Below are 16,006 nucleotides of genomic sequence, written 5' to 3'. Positions count from 1 at the left end.
GATGCTGAACCGTAATGCGGAAGCTTTGTTTTGGATCGGCCGGTATATGGAGCGCGCGGAGAATCACGCGCGGCTGATCGACGTGCACTTTCACCTGCTGGCGGAGGATACGAGTGCATTCCCGCGCGCCGACGAAGACGACATGCCTCGGGCTTTGTGCAAATGGGGAAGGATCGTCGATGCGCTGGGCAGCCGGGAGGCCTATGAACAGCAGTACGGCGATTATGCCGAACAGGACGTCGTTCATTACATCACATTGGACCGCGATAACGCCAATTCGCTCGTGACTTGCGTCAATCATGCCCGGGATAACGTACGGACGCTCCGGGAGAAGCTGCCGAGCGAGCTGTGGGACGTGACGAACGGCTTTTATTTATGGCTGCGTGAGAAGCACGCCGGCGATTTGACCAAGGAGTCTCCGCATCAGTTTTTCGGGCGGATCAAGGAGTGGACGGCATTGTTCCACGGCGTTACGCAGTCCATCATGCCGCGCGAGAACGAATGGCATTTCATCGAATGCGGCCGTTTCCTGGAACGAACGGAGAATACGCTGCGGATCATTCAGTCTGCCGTAACGGCGAAGTCGTCGGCTGCGCCGGAAACGGAAGATTACTATGGCTTGTACCCCTATCTGCAGGCTGTGCTGCGCTCCGTCAGCGGTTATCAGGCGTTCCGGCGCCACTACGCCGACGGGGTATCGGCGGAGGCGATCATCGAGTTCCTGGTCCTGAACGAGGTGTTTCCGCGTTCCGTGCATTTCTCGCTGCATGCGCTGGATGAGCATCTGCGCGGCATTCAGCTTCATGAGAAGCAGCTCCGTTCCGCGCATGACCGGATCATTCGCCAAGTCGTGAAGCTGAAGGCGGAGCTTGCCTGCCTCGAACGGGAAGACCTGCAGCTGGACCAAGAAGGAATCGTTACCGGACGTCTGCTCTCCGCGGCAGGTCAGCTCGGCGCCTCGTTCGCGCAAACCTTTTTTCGCATCGGGGAGGCCACCGCATGAAGCTTCATATCTCGCATACGACGCAGTACGCCTACAAGAACGCGGTAACGGACAGTGTCAATGAGCTCCGGCTGACGCCCTTCACGAACGAGCAGCAGTCCTGCTATCAGCACGCCATCGCGGTGGAGCCCAATGCGTCCCTGTTCAGCTATGACGATTATTTCGGCAACAGGGTGCATGTCTTCTCGGTCAATCATCTGCATCGGAAGCTGACGATCCGCTCCCAGATGACCGTGGTCACGCGGGAAGCGCTCAGGCCGCCGCGCGGGAAAGACGTCTCGCCTCCGAAGGAAGCATGGGACTGGCTGACAAGCGAGAAGGCCTCCAACCGGTTCGCGGAGTATCTGATCCCCACGGAATACACGGGCATTACGCCCGAACTGGCGGCGTTCGCCCAAGCGACGATTCAGAACGAATCCGGCGAGGATCGTCTAGGCGTATACAGCTGGCTGCTCGCGCTGTCGAACAAGATTCGCAGCGAATTCGTCTACGATACGGCGGCGACGAACGTCCATACGATCGCGAGCGACATGCTGCACCGGCGGCGCGGGGTTTGTCAGGATTTCGCGCATCTGATGATCGCATCCTGCCGGTCCAAGGGAGTTCCGGCCCGGTATGTGAGCGGATATCATTTTGTCGGCGATCTGCAGGGCGGAAGCGCGGACTTCGAACAGGCATCGCATGCATGGGTCGAGGCTTATGTGCCGGGCATGGGCTGGTGCGGCTTCGATCCGACCAATGATGCGTTGGTCGGCGAGCGATACGTCAAATTGGGCCACGGCAGGGATTACAAAGATATCGTGCCCGTCAAAGGGGTGTATATGGGGACGGGCGAAGCCGATCTGAAAGTGACGGTGGATGTGCGGCGGGTCGATTAACGGACATCATGCCGAGCATGTTGTCCAGGTCGATCGCTCGAGCGAGAATCGTCCAAGCCCGGACTCCCAGAAAGGACGGACGGCTGCAACGGTGCATGAAGCATCGGGGCGGGCGTCTTTATTTTGTCGTCTAACGAACGCAGCAAAGCCCGCCCAAGCTCGGCGTCTCGGGCGGGCGATTTAATTTGCGGTGCTCAAATGAACTTCCGGCTCGTCTTCTTCCCGTCGCAGCTGAACACGATCCGTTTGTCCTCGACGATCGTCTCCAGATGCACGCTCTTGCCCCATAGCTGAACGACGTGTGGGAGCGTCTTCTCCACGTATTTCAAATCCAGCTCCACGCCTTCGTATTTATGGAAGAGGAACAGCTCCCCGACGCGGTTGAAGTCGCCGTCGATGACGACCAGCGTAGGGAATCCGCCGTTCACGCGCGAGACGACCAGCTGATCGCGTACCGATTCCCAGGCCTTCTCGGTAATTTTCCATTCGGCGCCTTTCTTCTCGAAGACGTAGAGGTCCAGATCGGCGACGAGCTTCTTCGTTAAGTAATTGCGCAGGAAGGAGATATCGGAATCGAATTCCCGCACCTCGAACATCTTATCTCGGCCGAGCCCGGGCTTGCGGCCGAATCGATCCTGCTCCTCTTTGGTCGGATTATCCCAGCGTTTCTCGATATCCTCGAAGATTTTCAGCCCCAGGTAGTACGGGTTAAGGGAATGCCTGGACGGCTGCACGACGGATGAGTTGAGATGGGCGAATTCGACCGTTTCCTCGCTCGTGAGATCCAGCTCCCGGATGATGCGCTGATGCCAATAGGAAGCCCAGCCTTCGTTCATGATTTTCGTCTCGATCTGCGGCCAGAAGTACAGCATTTCATCGCGGAGCATGGACATGATATCACGCTGCCAGTCCTGCAAATTCGGTGAATATTCCTCGATAAACCAGATCAGGTCCTTTTCCGGCTGCGGCGGAAACTTCTTGGTATCCGCGTTCGCTTTGGCGGAGGCAGCCTCCGCTTCCTGGCGCACTTGCTCGTCGAGGCCCCAGAGATCGTCGTATTGCGACAGTTTGGGAGGCTTCGCGGTTTGGCTTTGTTGATTCAGCAGCTCAATATATTGGGTTTTGTCCAGCTTATACGGGCGAATGAGGGTCGAATCGACATGCTCTTGAATGGCAAGCACGGCGTCGATGAATTTCTCCACGGCATCGGTTCCGTGTTCCATCTCGTACCGGCTGACGCGTTCGGCCGTGGCGGACATGCTCTCGACCATGTTGCGGTTGGTCATGCTGAACCGGGCATTGTTCTTGAAGAAATCGCAGTGCGCAAGGACATGGGCGACAATCAGCTTGTTCTGGATGAGCGAATTTCCGTCGAGAAGAAACGCATAGCAAGGGTTCGAGTTAATGACGAGCTCATAGATTTTGCTGAGACCGAAGTCATATTGCATTTTCATCTTATTAAACGTCTTGCCGAAGCTCCAATGACTGAACCGCGTCGGCATGCCGTAAGCACCGAAGGTATAAATAATATCCGCCGGACAAATCTCGTACCGCATCGGATAGAAATCAAGACCGAATCCTTGTGCGATTTCCGTTATTTCGTCTATAGCCCGTTCGAGCGCTTTGATCTCGTCCTGCCGCAAGCTCGCTTCCCCCTCGCAATGCGAATTGGTTTCCATAGCTATATGTATGGGAGGGGGCGGAACGATATGTCCACGGTGCCTCGTCAGTCCGGCTAAATTTGTTTGGTCAGCCCATGAAGGGCTATGGTATAGTAATGAGGGAAAAAAAGCCAGTTTTCTGGATAAAACCGATCATGTTCACTTGGGGAGTCGAATGTTCCGGGTATGACGCATATATTCATGCACGAGATTCATGAATTGCTCTATATATTAGTTGCCTGCCTGATGTTTATGCTCGTTACGCCGAGAGCGCTGGTCGGCGAGTTCCGAAGGAAGCTGCTCTACGTCACGATTCTGATCGTGTTTTCCGCCGTTTATCTTGGCTTCGAGTCGATAGATGTCCGCGTCTACGCGCTGCATGTCATGCCCATCGCGATCGTGCTCGCCGCCGTGTTCGAAGGGGCGCTCGTGGGCATGGTAACCTGGCTGGCTTTCGTATGCTGCGGCATCGCGTTCGTGGGCACGGATTGGGTGGCTAACGCGTCAAGCAATACGATTCTGATGCTGCTCGGACTTTACTTCCATCATCGCTTCTACCGCCGCAGCTCGCTGGGCATCATCATGGCCGGGGCGCTGTCGTTGGTTGCCTTCCATGCGGCGGTATACCTCTTCGTATGCGCGATTCGAGGCAACGCAATGGATGCCGGTACGGCGGCTATGATCCTGATCGGTACCCTGCCGTCGGCGGCGATCGTCTTCTATTCGCATTACCGGGTCAAGAACCACGCCCGGATGATGGAGGAGCTCTATAACGCCGAGAAATATCAAATGCTCGGACAGCTCGCCGCTTCGATCTCGCATGAGGTTCGCAATCCGCTGACGATGACGAGCGGGTTTCTGCAAATGATGGGCAAGCAGAGCCTGAGCGCGGATACGCTGGAACGATACCGCAAGCATGCGATCGAAGGGATCGATCAGGCGACTTCGATCATTACGGATTATTTGAATTATGCCAAACCGTCGGTCGAAGAGGCGAGGCCGATCGACGTGAAGACGGAGCTCGAATCGCTGACGCCATGGATTGCGCCATTGGCCGATATGTCCAACGTGGAAATCGAGATGAAGCATCACGATGACTGCCCGCTCATCATTCTTGGCGAGCCGAAGAAATTCCAGCAGTGCCTGCTGAATCTGTTGAAGAATGCCATTGAAGCGATGCCCGGCGGAGGGAAGCTGTCCATCGCCACGAGAGTCGAGCAGCATCAGGTATGCATTGCCATCGCGGATACAGGAGTAGGGATGAGCAAGCTGCAGCTGAAGCGAATCGGAACCCCCTTCTTCACGACGAAGGAGAAGGGGACCGGCCTAGGCTTGATGGTGGTCGTCAGTCTGATCAGCGTCATGGGCGGAAAGATTGCGTTCACCAGCAAACGAGGACAGGGGACGGTATGCGAGATCAGGTACCGCCTCAGCAATGCGATTCCCTTGCAAGCCCATTCATCGGTTCCGATGGAACTCAACAGCTAGCAAAAAACACCCCCGCCGAATCGGAATCGGCGGGGGTGTTGTCGTTGCGAAGAGGGTTATGGATTTACCGAAGGCAGCTGGGATACGTAACTGTCGGACATTTGCAGGAGCTTAAGCGCTCGGTTGTACTGGTCCTCCGTAGTCGGCACGGCAGCCTGCGCATCGCCGTGCAGCGGATGATTCGTGCCGTCCTTGAAGCTCGTGCCCGGGATAAACATGTCATGGTCCGTCAGCAGCGACCCGGTCGGGAGGTAATAGCGCTCCGGCAGGATATTGGACGATTGGTTAAGCAGATCTTGTCCGAAATGAATATGATCCTGAAGCGAAATACCAAGCAGGTTGGCGACGGTCGGCATTATATCGGATTGCCCTCCCGTTTCTTTCAGCTCCATGGGCTTCGTGACCCCTGGCGCCGAAATGATGAGCGGGATGTTGATCATATCCGTATTCGCGTAATCGCGGCCGTAAATTTCCTTCATCAACTTCTTCTCGTCGTTGTTCAGCGAGTAGATCGGAAGACCGAGATGATCGCCGTAGATGACGAACACGCTGTTATCCCAAATGCCGCGTTTCTTCAGATCGTCGATGAACAAGCCAAGCGCGTAATCCGCATAGTTCTGCGCGCGGATGTAGTCGCCTACGAAGGTGCCGTCATAACGGGCCGGGAGCTTGATTTTGTATTTGCGCTCCGGAATCGTAAACGGATGATGGGAGGACATCGTAATCAGCTGCGAATAGAAGGGTCCGGATTTCTGCATCTCGCCCAGCTGCTCGGCCGTTTTTTGGTACAGTACCTCGTCGGACGGACCGAAGAATACGGTATCGTCCTTGCCGAACCAGTTTTGGTCATAGTACTTCTCGAAACCGATCGCTTTATACAATTCGCTGCGGTTCCAGAACTCCACGAAATTCGTATGGAAGGTAGCGGTCTGGTATCCGTTCGCCTGCAGGAGCTTCGGCAGGCTCGGGAGCGCCCGGTCGGTATACACGACGGATGCGGCGCCGGTCGGCGGCGTATAGAAGGACGTGTTGACGACGAACTCCGCATCGGAGGTATTGCCTTGTCCGACCTGCTGGTAGAAGTTCGAGAAGTAAATATGCGCTTTGGCGAGCTTATTCATGTTCGGCGTTATTTCCTGCCCGTCGATCGTAAGGCCGACCAGGAAGTTCTGGAACGCTTCCATCTGTACGATAATCAGGTTCTTGCCTTTCGACGCTTGCCAATACTTCGGCGAAGCCGGCTCCTCAATGCCTTTCTCCCGGTCGATCGCGGCCTGCGTAATTTCGCTCATCGGCAGCGTGGGCTGCTTCGGATCGGAGAACAGCGTGTACAGCTCGTAATTGAGAATGCCCATGTCCTCGGCCTTCACGATTTCGTTCATGCTGGCCCGATTCGGCAAGATATTGAACAGGCAGAGCGCGAGCGAAACGATGAACACGGCGGATACGATGGCGCGGTTAAGCGGCAGCTGGCTCATCCGTTTCCAGTCCAAGGCCCGTTTGCGGCGGAACAAGAGAACGAAGAAGACGATGATGTCGAGAAAAATGAACAAATAATACGGATCGAGAAGCGAGAAAACGCTGCTCTTCACGGCCGTTACCTGATTCACCTGCTCGAGCGCGTGATACGTCACGATGATGCCGAAATATTTGTAATACATAATGACCGCGAAGAAGATGGCGGTGACCAGCAGGTTAACCGTCACGTAATACACGAGCTTGCGTTTGGTCGCGAACCATTCGATCAGGCAGAACAGCAGCCAACAGAAGGGGATTTCGGTTACGAGCAGCGTCCAGGACGGACCGCCGTCGAAGATGACGAAGTAGGCGAGCATGCCTTTAAGGATTAATATCAGAGTGAAAAAAATAAACGGCTTCATATGGATCAGCCGCTTGAATGACCATGCAGGCATGTAAATAACCTTCCTTTCGACATACGCTAGCTGCAAATCTCACAACGTTTATTATGCTCTCGTCGGCGCTAGTTTGTCAAAAGCCGAAAAACGGATAAAATCCGCCTGCGCGCGCGCGCGGCGTGCTATACTAAGCCCAGCTAATATATTTCCGACGGAGTGGATCTAACGCCTATGCCCAGCGAACTCAAAACCAAATGGAAGGCCGTCGAGCTGAGGCTCGGTCCGCGCGCGTGGTTTAATTTCCGCACCGACGTCGCGGCGTCCATTCTGTTCAGCTTCTTTAACGTCATGTTCGGGCAATTTTACCTGCCGATGGCGATCCAGCAGGGCGCTTCCCATTTGGAGGTCGGCATCATATCGGCGGCGCCGGCCGTCGGACTGCTGTTCTCCCCCCTGTGGGCTGCTTTCATCGAGCGGACGGATCCGAAGCCTTTCGTCGTTTTGCCGAATCTGTTGGGCAGGCTGCTGGTTCTGCTTCCCGCCTTCTTCGGCGCGCCGCTCGTCTACGTTCTGACGGCTCTGGGTTTCCAAATGCTGATGGGCATCCAAGCTCCAGGGTATGCAGCGCTCGTCATTCGCATGTATCCGCCGGAAAACCGCGGCTGGCTGATGGGGATGACGCGCGTGCTTATGGGCGCGCTGATGATTCCGATGGCCTTTCTGGCAGGCCGATGGATCGACGTCTCGGGGCCGAGGCTGCCGCTCGCGTTCGCCTCCGTTACGGGCGTGCTGTCCATCCTGGTATTCTCGCGCATGAAGGCCCGCAAGGCGGCGCCGTCCAAGCCGGGCGGCAAACGATTCGATTTTCGCGCCCAGCTCTCGCTGATCAAGAAGAATAGGGAGCTCGCGGTCTTCTTCGTGGCGACTTCGTTCACGGGATTCGCCAATTTGCTGGCGGGGCCGCTGTACAGCATCATGCAAGTGGAACGGCTCGAGCTGTCCAATACCCAAATCGGACTCGCCAGGGCGTTTTATTTCCTGGGGCTCTTGTCCAGCTATTATATAACCGGACGAATCATCGACCGATTGTCCGCCAAACATACGATTGCCTTCGGGCTGGCCGCCTTCGGAATCGTCCCGCTCTGTTACGCGCTGCTCGGCAATTATACGGCGGTGCTGATCGGGAGCGGCATTCAGGGGATAGGCGACGCGATTTGGGACATTGGTTTCCTCACGTATATGTTCAGGCTCGCTCCGGGCCGGGAAGCCGTCGTCGTCGGCCTGCATTTCATGCTGTTCGGCATTCGAGGAACCATTGGACCGCTGCTCGGAACGGCGTTGTCGGGCTCCGTGCCGCTGCCGTATTTGCTGTTTGCGTCGGGCGTGTGCGGATTGATCGGGCTGGCGGCGTTCTTGGCTTACAATCGCGGAACCATGCGCTCGCACGGACGAGCGGATGCCTCTTAAGCGGGGGAATAACGAAGGAACGAATATACAAATGGCGCCGCGGGACTTATCTTCCCGCGGCGCCGTTTCATTTATATAAGGGGACAAGAAGCAGCGCGGTTTATACGGCAAGCTCTCGTTTACGGAAGAATGACTTAAGGGCGTTGTAGACTTCGCCTTTCTCCTTGATGACGTAGTGCATGAAGTTGGGCAGATTGATATGCTTGTAGGCCGACATCAGCGTGCTGGACCGGTTGTACTGGTTGACCTCGCCGTAGCCGAACAGATTGGCCCGCTTGAGCAGCTCGCCGATCAGCTTCACGCAGCGCTCGTTGTCGCTCGTCAAATTGTCGCCGTCGGAGAAGTGGAACGGATAGATATTGTACATGGACGGCGGGAAGCGATTATCGATGATGTCGATCGCTTTAATGTAGGCGGAGGAGCAGATCGTGCCGCCGCTTTCGCCGCGGGTGAAGAACTCTTCCTCCGTCACTTCCTTCGCTTCGGTATGATGCGCGATAAAGACGATCTCCACATGCTCGTATTGATGCCGGAGGAAGCGCGTCATCCAGAAGAAGAAGCTGCGGGCCACGTATTTCTCGAAGCTGCCCATACTGCCGCTCGTATCCATCATGGCGAGAATCACCGCATTGGATTGCGGCTTGATGATCTCTTCCCACGTCTTATAGCGCAGATCATCCGGCGAAATGCCGTGGATGCCCGGTGCGCCGCTCGTCGCGTTGCGCTTCAGATTCTCGAGAATGGTCCGCTTCTTGTCGATATTGGACATGATGCCTTTCTTGCGAATATCGTTGAAGCGAATTTCCTTTGTCTCCAGCTGATCGCGGTCCTTTTGCTTCAAGAAGGGCAGCTCGAGTTCCTCGAACAGCATCGTCTCCAGCTCCGCCAGGCTGATTTCGGCTTCCACGATATCATCGCCGGGCTGATCGCCGGCATTCTCGCCCTTGCCGCCTTTCTGCGCGGACGCGGGATCGACGCCGAGCACGTCGCCGACCTGGCTGTCGCCGTCCCCTTGGCCGACATGCTTGTTTTTGTTGAAATTGTAGACGAACCGGAATTCATCGAGACTGCGGATCGGCACTTTGATGACTTGTTTGCCGTCCGACATGATAATATTTTCTTCGGAGACCAAGTCGGGCAAATTTTGCTTGATCGCTTCGCGGACCTTCTGTTGGTGTCTGGCCTGATCTTGATGTCCTTTCCGATGAAGCGACCAGTCTTCGCGCGATACGGTAAACAGCGGTTCGTTAAGATTTGTCATGCGTAGACACCTCCCCAGCCGAATGAGCTTGTTGTTATTCATTGTATTCAGCGCGCCGTCCGATATGTGGGGCAAAATAACGTCTCGCGGCTTCCAAGGCCGTCCGGTTCGCGGGCTTTCGGCCGATGACCGTTGTCTGAAAGGCTATATTTGTTATAATACGTAACATAACGGTGGAAAAGGACGAATGACGAGGGGAACGAAATCAAGGATGCAGGAACAACGGATACCGATATACCAAGTGATTCAGGATTACATCAAGCAGGAAATCAGCCGGGGAGGCTGGAAGACCGGCGACCAGATTCCGACCGAGAAGGAGCTGATGGCGAAGTTTGGCGTTAGCCGGATTACCGTTTCCAATGCGTTGACGGGACTGGCGAAGGAAGGCTGGCTGCACCGGATCCAAGGAAAGGGCAGCTATGTGAGCGGGACGGCCCTTAATGAAGGGACGCGCGGCATTCAAGAAGGACGGCAAGCCGAGGAGGAGGAAAGGCTAAGGCTGATCGGTCTTATCACGCCTAGCTTAAGCGACTACTTCATGCTGCGTCTCCAGAGCGGCATAGCCAAGGCGCTTCGGCCATCCAACTGCCACCTCGTCGTCATGCTTTCCGAGGGCTCGAAGAAGCGCGAAGCGGAGGCGATACGCGAGCTGCTGCGAATGGGAGCGGAGGGGCTCATCATTTTCCCGCTCGATTCCAAGACGCATAACGACGAAATCCTGCGGCTGAAGCTGGAGAAGTTTCCGTTTCTGATCATCGACCGCTATTTGACGGGCATCGAGACGCATTTTATCGGATCGGACGGGGTGGAGGCCGCGAGGCTGGCGGTCAATCATCTCCATGCGCTCGGCCATCGCGACATCGCGATTTGTTCCGGCATGCCGCTGTCGACGACGACGATCGAACAGCGCGTGTCCGGTTATCTGCTCGCCATGAAGGAGCTGGGGGAGAAAATCAATCCCGCCCTCATGCTGACCGATTTTTCGCTGAAGGTGGATGGCGGGCATGCCGTGCTTGACGGGGAGGCCGGAGAGGACGATCCGCTCCGGCGCTGCGTCGAAGCCGGACTGGCGACGGCCTATATTGCGCTGAACGGTCCGGTGGCGCTTCATTTGTACCGCATCGTCAAGCAGCTGGGACTTCGCGTTCCGCAGGATCTGTCGATCGTGGCGTTCGATAATCTATCCCCAAGCCGCGAATTCGATTTCTTCACGTATATCGACCAGCATGAAGAAGAAGTCGGACGTTTGGCGGGGAAGCATATCCTGGAGCTGATGAACGAGAGCGGAGAGCAGCCGTACCGTAAAATCATGCTTGTACCGGACATCGTCGCTCGCGAATCGACGGCGCCTCCGAGCGCATGAGCAGCGAATAAATCTATTTCATACAAGAAGAAGCTGGAGGAACAGAACCCGGGATCGCGGTTCTGTTTTTTTCATTGACGCATCATTCACATTGTTATACTATATCGACATATCATATATTACAAATATTTGTCATATCGGGAGGCGCCTATGTCGGAGTCGCAACGCATCAGCAAGGTGTACGTCGTGTCGCATACGCATTGGGATCGGGAATGGTACCAGGATTTTCAAGGCTTCCGTACTCGGCTTGTCTACATGCTCGACGAGCTGCTGGATACGCTGGCAAGCAATCCGGATTATCGTTATTTCTTGATGGACGGCCAAACGATCGTCGTCGACGATTATTTGGAAATCCGGCCCGAGCGCCGGGAACAGCTGCTCGGTTTCATCCGGGAAGGCCGCATTGCCGTCGGGCCGTGGTACGTGATGCCGGACGAATTTCTGGTCAGCGGGGAGTCGCTGGTCCGCAATTTGCAGCGCGGTTTCCGCGATTCGCGCAGCCTGGGCGCCGAACCGGCCAAGGCGGGCTACGTGCCCGACATTTTCGGTCATAACAGCCAGCTGCCCCAGCTGCTCCGCGGCTTCGGCATCGACAATGCGATCCTGTTCCGCGGCTTCCACGGCGACGCCGATCCTGCGGAGATTCGCTGGGAGGGCGCGGACGGCAGTACGGTGCTCGGCTTGAAGCTTGACGAGGACCGCGCCTACGGGGACTTTTATTTTTTTATCCGCTGGCCGTTTGCCGATCGGAACTTCCAGTATGACAACGATGAAATCATTCGCCGGGCGCAGGACATGCTGACGTACAAGAACGAACGGGCGACGACGGACATCATGCTGGGACTTGACGGCGTAGACCATATCGAGATCGAGCCGCTTCTGCCCGAGCTCCTGCGGCTGCTGAACGGCGCTTCGGAGCTGGAAGGCGTGGAGTTCGTGCATGCGTCGCTGGAACACTATTTGGAAGCGCTTCGAGGGAAAACGGGCGAGCTTCGCCTGTACCGGGGAGAACAGAAATCGCCAGGCTACAGCGGGCTGAACAATATGGTGCTCGTCAACGTGCTCTCGTCCCGTATTCATCTGAAGCAGATGAACCAGCAGTGCGAGGTGCTGCTCGAGAAATGGGCGGAGCCTTGGGCCGTCTTTGCTTCGCTCGAAGGCCGGGCCTATCCGCATGCGTTCCTGGACCGAGCATGGACGTATCTGATGCAAAACCACCCTCACGATTCCATCTGCGGGTGCTCGATCAGCCAAGTGCATCAAGACATGATCTATCGGTTCGATCAAAGCCGTCTCATCGCGGAACGAATGATGCACGAACAGGCACTCTATTTCGCCAATCATATCGATCCCGCGCCAATGAACGGCAGCGACGTTCTCGTCGTCTATAACGCCGTTCAAGAAGCGGTAAACGGCGTCATCGTCGCGGAGGCGGAGCTTCAGCGGCCGGAGCATGGGCTGTTCCTGGAGCTTCGGGATGCGGATGGGCAGCCGCTGGATATACAGCTCATCGATCGCAAGCCGAATACAGCCAAGCGGGTTCATCGCTATCGCGACATTCCGGGCGCGGAAACGGTGGAGCGGGTGAAGTTTGCTTTTCAAGGCCGCGTTCCTTCGTTCGGGTATCGCGGGTACGCCCTGCAATTCAAGGCTATTGCGCCGCTCGGGAGCGGTGAGTATGGAAGGAAGGAGCATGTGCATCCGAAGCGGGTGACCGGCACGATGAAGCAGGACGAGACGACCTGGGACAACGGGCTTCTTATTCTGCATATTCGCGAGAACGGCACCATCCAAGTGACCGACAGGACGACTGGAGCGAGCTTCGATCGGCTGCTGGCATTCGAGGATGAAGCGGATATCGGAGAAGGCTGGAACCATATCGCGCCGCTCGTCAACGAGACGTTCTATTCGAGCGGATGCCGGGCGGAAATATCGACGGTAACCGATGGTCCGTTCGTCGGCGTCGCCCGGGTGGAGCTTGTATTCCTGGTACCGGAAGCGATCGCGCCGGATGAGCTGCGCAGGAAGCGGGACAAGACGCCGCTTCGCATCGTGACCGACATCGAACTGCGGCTGAACGATCCGGTGCTGCGCTGCCGCACGAGCGTGCATAATACGGCGCGAGCTCACCGGCTGAAGCTTCTGCTGCCGACAGGGCGGCAAACCGGGCATTATCACGCGAGCACCCCTTATGACGTAGTAAAGCGGGAGATCGTTCAGCCCGATTATGCTGCATACTCGGAATTGAACAGAGGCAACGAACCGTACAACGGGTTTGTCGCGCTGGAGGATGAAGAAGCGGGCATTGCGCTGTACGCCAAAGGGCTATACGAACTGGCGATCAAACCTGATGCCGCGAGAACGGTCGCGCTGACGCTGTTCCGGAGCACGGGCAAAGAGGTGTTCGTCGACGGTCCTCAGGACGGCGGCCAGCTGCTCCGCCAGCTGGACTTCGATTATGCGATTCGTCCGTTCGCAGCCGGCCAGCCGCTTCCGGCGTTATGGGGCGAGCGGGAGCAGTTTGCCGCTGGTCTGCGGACGGCCTCCGTTCGCAGGGACGAGATCCGTTACGAGAACCTGCAGATGCGCGGCCGCGACTTGCCCGCGGAGCATGCATTCGTTCAGGTGGACGGAGAGAACGTACGCGTAACGGCGATTCTTCGGGCGCAGCGGGAGACGGACGCTTTCGTCATCCGGCTGCTGAATCTCGGCGAAGAGGAGGCTTCGGCCGTCATTCGCTTTGATCGGCCGCTTGCCTCTTCGGCCGCGGTAACGCTGGATGAGCAGCCGCTAGTCGACTTCGACGGCCTGCAAGGCGGCGAAACCGGCTTCAGCCTGAAGCTCGGCGCCAAAGCGATCCAAACGGTGTTGGTGAAATTCCGGGGCTAACTGCCCAGAATGAACAAGAGGACCGCAGCCGATCGGCTGCGGTCCTCTTCTCTTCGGTTAATTGAACGCACGTTCCATGCACGCCGCTCGGCGAGCGTATAAGCCGTAAGCCGCATGCTTAGGACGATCCGTTTAAGGCAACGCCCAGCACGAACAAGCAGACGAGACCGACCGGAAGCAGCGCATTCAAGATGATGCCGATGACGGGGAACGTCTTTTTCTTGTCCTTGGCGCAGGCTCCCACAATGCCGAGAATCAAGCCCACGAGACTCGAGCCGAAGGAAAGCAGCATCATTAATCCGGCAACGATGATCGGCATGACATCATTGGCATCTTTCAACTGATCTTCGAGATCCGTACGGAGCGTATCGGAGTTGCCGTCAAGCTTGATGTGGTCCATAATGAAGGATGTCGATACGAAGATGGCAACGACGATAAGGATGAGGCTGACGAGCCCGATTATAAACGAGGCGATGCCCAGCTTGGATTGGGTCTTGTGCGGTTCCCCCTCGGAATTCGATACGGGAGCAAAGTCATACTGCGGGTATGCGCTTTCAGGCGGTTCTTGTTCGCTCACGGAGTTCCTCCTCAATGCAGTCGTTTCGTTTTCGTACATTCTACCTTATTTTACAGTCATTGGAAAGGATTGAGGAAAAAATGTTCAACAAATACGGGGCTTACGGCGCGATTCACGCATTGCTTGCCGTCGTGCTGGGGGCTTTCGCCGCCCATGGGTTGAAGGACAAATTAACCGAGGACATGCTGGACGTGTTCGAAACCGGCGTTCGCTACCATATGTACCATGCGATCGGTCTGCTGCTGCTTGCGCTGGCCGCGGATCGAATCGGGAAGAACAACAACAAGCTCCGCTGGGCTGCGCGCCTGATGCATCTGGGGATTTTCCTGTTCTCGGGGAGCCTGTATGCCCTCAGCTTGTCGGGCGTGGATATGCTTGGCATCATTACGCCGTTCGGCGGACTGGCCTTTATCGTCGCTTGGGCGCTCGCCGCGCATTCCATTTGGAAGGCCAAGAGCAGCTCCGAGTAGGGGACGTATCGTCGACTCCCGGCTGTATTTCTTCGCTGCAGCGTAATCGAGAAACTCCAATTAACGATCGTAAAAAAACGAGCCGCTCCGCGCCGAACTTGACGGCAGGAGGGCTCTTTTTGTTAGATGAAATCATCAATTTCGTTCAAGCTGAACGCATAAACCTGTTTCTCGTCCACATGGTAAACGGTCAAAATTTGCGTGGACTCATCCAAATGAAGAATGCGGCACGGAATGTTCAATCTGACGCCAAAGCCTTTGTTCACCATAATTCGAATTAACGACTTGGCCGCGATGCAGTCCTTGATCCGATCCAAGACGGAAGGCACGATGGCCGTGTCCGCCTGCGGCTGCGCGGTTGGCAGTTCGATCGGGACGGCTTGGGACGGATATTGGTTCTCCAGCGATTCGATCATTCGTCCCAGCTGGATGCCGGACTTGATCCGATAATCGGCGAAGCCGGCTTTGTTGAGCATGTGAAGCAGCTTCTCCAGTGCCTTGGCGTCGGATTCGCTTTCTACAAGCAGATCGACGTTAAACAAAAAAGCGTCCGGCGCGGTGATGCGCGTGTTGGAAGGTTTCATCGGTAGACTCCATTTAGTTCTTAAGTATCCCCATCATACCATTTATGCCCGGATTTATGTAGTCCCAAGAATCGGATTGAGACAGAAACGGGTGCAATGCGCCAACACTAAGGGGAATGCCTCCGCATATAGTGAAGAAGCGATTTCCTAAGGGGAAGATGCTGGAGCAGTGGTCGCGGGAGGAGGTGGCTCGGATGATGCGAATGGTACCCATTCCGCTTGCGGACGGCAGTATGGCGCTCGGCGTTGAAGTGCTGCTGCCGAAGACGACATTGTTGGCTGTTGCGACGGACAAAGGATATATCATGTGCGGCGCGCTGGATGTCGCGCTTCTGAACGACAGGTTGAAGGATCGGGGCATTATCGCCGGACGCGCGGTCGGCGTCAAGACGCTGGAGGAATTGATGGCAGCGCCCCTCGAATCGGTCACGGCAACAGCGGAAACGCTTGGCATTACGGTAGGAATGAAAGGGGCGGACGCCCTGCTCCTGATGGTATAGATGATAGAA

At 56.3% G+C, this 16,006-nt stretch carries 13 protein-coding genes; 8 read left to right on the top strand and 5 right to left on the bottom strand.

What is annotated here, in order from left to right:
- The first annotated feature begins 1 nt into the window (after nucleotide 1).
- Both GT003_RS11925 and GT003_RS11920 read left to right on the top strand, forming a co-directional pair.
- Nucleotides 2-1,003 carry an alpha-E domain-containing protein gene (locus GT003_RS11925; protein ID WP_161697823.1) on the top strand — a complete coding sequence of 334 codons (1,002 nt, stop codon included), beginning with the start codon at nucleotides 2-4 and terminating at the stop codon, nucleotides 1,001-1,003.
- The gene (locus GT003_RS11920) at nucleotides 1,000-1,881 is read left to right on the top strand and encodes a transglutaminase family protein (RefSeq protein ID WP_161697821.1); all 882 of its coding nucleotides are present in this window, start codon (nucleotides 1,000-1,002) and stop codon (nucleotides 1,879-1,881) included. Before GT003_RS11925 ends, GT003_RS11920 begins: the two co-directional genes overlap by 4 nt.
- 194 nt (nucleotides 1,882-2,075) lie before the next feature.
- Here the strand turns inward: GT003_RS11920 and GT003_RS11915 are convergent, their stop codons facing one another.
- On the bottom strand, nucleotides 2,076-3,560 hold the full coding sequence (locus GT003_RS11915; RefSeq protein ID WP_428842597.1) for a SpoVR family protein: 1,485 nt from the start codon (nucleotides 3,558-3,560) through the stop codon (nucleotides 2,076-2,078).
- Between the two features lie 168 nt (nucleotides 3,561-3,728).
- On the opposite strand from GT003_RS11915, the gene GT003_RS11910 reads away from it, so the two are divergent.
- On the top strand, nucleotides 3,729-5,030 hold the full coding sequence (locus tag GT003_RS11910; RefSeq protein WP_161697817.1) for a sensor histidine kinase: 1,302 nt from the start codon (nucleotides 3,729-3,731) through the stop codon (nucleotides 5,028-5,030).
- 56 nt (nucleotides 5,031-5,086) lie between these two features.
- Here GT003_RS11910 and GT003_RS11905 read toward each other — a convergent pair whose 3' ends face one another.
- Nucleotides 5,087-6,943, bottom strand: coding sequence for an LTA synthase family protein (locus GT003_RS11905; RefSeq protein ID WP_161697815.1), 1,857 nt, complete (start codon nucleotides 6,941-6,943; stop codon nucleotides 5,087-5,089).
- A 174-nt stretch (nucleotides 6,944-7,117) separates the two neighbouring features.
- Here GT003_RS11905 and GT003_RS11900 point away from each other — a divergent pair, with 174 nt between their 5' ends.
- Nucleotides 7,118-8,353, top strand: a complete 1,236-nt coding sequence (locus GT003_RS11900; RefSeq protein WP_161697813.1) for an MFS transporter — start codon at nucleotides 7,118-7,120, stop codon at nucleotides 8,351-8,353.
- Between the two features lie 100 nt (nucleotides 8,354-8,453).
- On the opposite strand, the gene yhbH is transcribed toward GT003_RS11900, so the two are convergent.
- Entirely contained in the window at nucleotides 8,454-9,614 is a 1,161-nt protein-coding gene (yhbH, locus tag GT003_RS11895; RefSeq protein ID WP_161697811.1) for a sporulation protein YhbH, read from the bottom strand.
- 211 nt (nucleotides 9,615-9,825) lie between these two features.
- On the opposite strand from yhbH, the gene GT003_RS11890 reads away from it, so the two are divergent.
- The gene (locus tag GT003_RS11890; RefSeq protein WP_161697809.1) at nucleotides 9,826-10,977 is read left to right on the top strand and encodes a GntR family transcriptional regulator; all 1,152 of its coding nucleotides are present in this window, start codon (nucleotides 9,826-9,828) and stop codon (nucleotides 10,975-10,977) included.
- A gap of 150 nt (nucleotides 10,978-11,127) precedes the next feature.
- Entirely contained in the window at nucleotides 11,128-13,866 is a 2,739-nt protein-coding gene (locus GT003_RS11885; RefSeq protein WP_161697807.1) for a glycoside hydrolase family 38 N-terminal domain-containing protein, read from the top strand.
- Between the two features lie 118 nt (nucleotides 13,867-13,984).
- Here GT003_RS11885 and GT003_RS11880 read toward each other — a convergent pair whose 3' ends face one another.
- Nucleotides 13,985-14,443, bottom strand: a complete 459-nt coding sequence (locus tag GT003_RS11880) for a hypothetical protein (protein WP_161697805.1) — start codon at nucleotides 14,441-14,443, stop codon at nucleotides 13,985-13,987.
- 80 nt (nucleotides 14,444-14,523) lie between these two features.
- Between GT003_RS11880 and GT003_RS11875 the strand changes: the two genes are divergently transcribed.
- Entirely contained in the window at nucleotides 14,524-14,913 is a 390-nt protein-coding gene (locus GT003_RS11875) for a DUF423 domain-containing protein (protein ID WP_161697803.1), read from the top strand.
- Nucleotides 14,914-15,035: 122 nt separating this feature from the next.
- Here GT003_RS11875 and GT003_RS11870 read toward each other — a convergent pair whose 3' ends face one another.
- The gene (locus tag GT003_RS11870; protein ID WP_161697801.1) at nucleotides 15,036-15,497 is read right to left on the bottom strand and encodes a hypothetical protein; all 462 of its coding nucleotides are present in this window, start codon (nucleotides 15,495-15,497) and stop codon (nucleotides 15,036-15,038) included.
- Between the two features lie 194 nt (nucleotides 15,498-15,691).
- On the opposite strand from GT003_RS11870, the gene GT003_RS11865 reads away from it, so the two are divergent.
- On the top strand, nucleotides 15,692-15,997 hold the full coding sequence (locus GT003_RS11865) for a YunC family protein (protein ID WP_161697799.1): 306 nt from the start codon (nucleotides 15,692-15,694) through the stop codon (nucleotides 15,995-15,997).
- The last annotated feature ends 9 nt before the right edge of the window (nucleotides 15,998-16,006 follow it).

Source organism: Paenibacillus sacheonensis, from assembly GCF_009909195.1.
Lineage (GTDB): Bacteria > Bacillota > Bacilli > Paenibacillales > Paenibacillaceae > Paenibacillus_Z > Paenibacillus_Z sacheonensis.
This window is presented reverse-complemented; position numbering and strand designations above follow the sequence as displayed.

Excerpts from the sequence above, each read along its gene's own strand:
- GT003_RS11925 (WP_161697823.1), top strand. The coding sequence starts at position 2 with ATGCTGAACCGTAATGCGGAAGCTTTGTTTTGGATCGGCCGGTATATG.
- GT003_RS11920 (WP_161697821.1), top strand. The coding sequence starts at position 1,000 with ATGAAGCTTCATATCTCGCATACGACGCAGTACGCCTACAAGAACGCG.
- GT003_RS11915 (WP_428842597.1), bottom strand. The coding sequence starts at position 3,560 with ATGGAAACCAATTCGCATTGCGAGGGGGAAGCGAGCTTGCGGCAGGAC.
- GT003_RS11910 (WP_161697817.1), top strand. The coding sequence starts at position 3,729 with ATGACGCATATATTCATGCACGAGATTCATGAATTGCTCTATATATTA.
- GT003_RS11905 (WP_161697815.1), bottom strand. The coding sequence starts at position 6,943 with ATGCCTGCATGGTCATTCAAGCGGCTGATCCATATGAAGCCGTTTATT.
- GT003_RS11900 (WP_161697813.1), top strand. The coding sequence starts at position 7,118 with ATGCCCAGCGAACTCAAAACCAAATGGAAGGCCGTCGAGCTGAGGCTC.
- yhbH (WP_161697811.1), bottom strand. The coding sequence starts at position 9,614 with ATGACAAATCTTAACGAACCGCTGTTTACCGTATCGCGCGAAGACTGG.
- GT003_RS11890 (WP_161697809.1), top strand. The coding sequence starts at position 9,826 with ATGCAGGAACAACGGATACCGATATACCAAGTGATTCAGGATTACATC.
- GT003_RS11885 (WP_161697807.1), top strand. The coding sequence starts at position 11,128 with ATGTCGGAGTCGCAACGCATCAGCAAGGTGTACGTCGTGTCGCATACG.
- GT003_RS11875 (WP_161697803.1), top strand. The coding sequence starts at position 14,524 with ATGTTCAACAAATACGGGGCTTACGGCGCGATTCACGCATTGCTTGCC.
- GT003_RS11870 (WP_161697801.1), bottom strand. The coding sequence starts at position 15,497 with ATGAAACCTTCCAACACGCGCATCACCGCGCCGGACGCTTTTTTGTTT.
- GT003_RS11865 (WP_161697799.1), top strand. The coding sequence starts at position 15,692 with ATGATGCGAATGGTACCCATTCCGCTTGCGGACGGCAGTATGGCGCTC.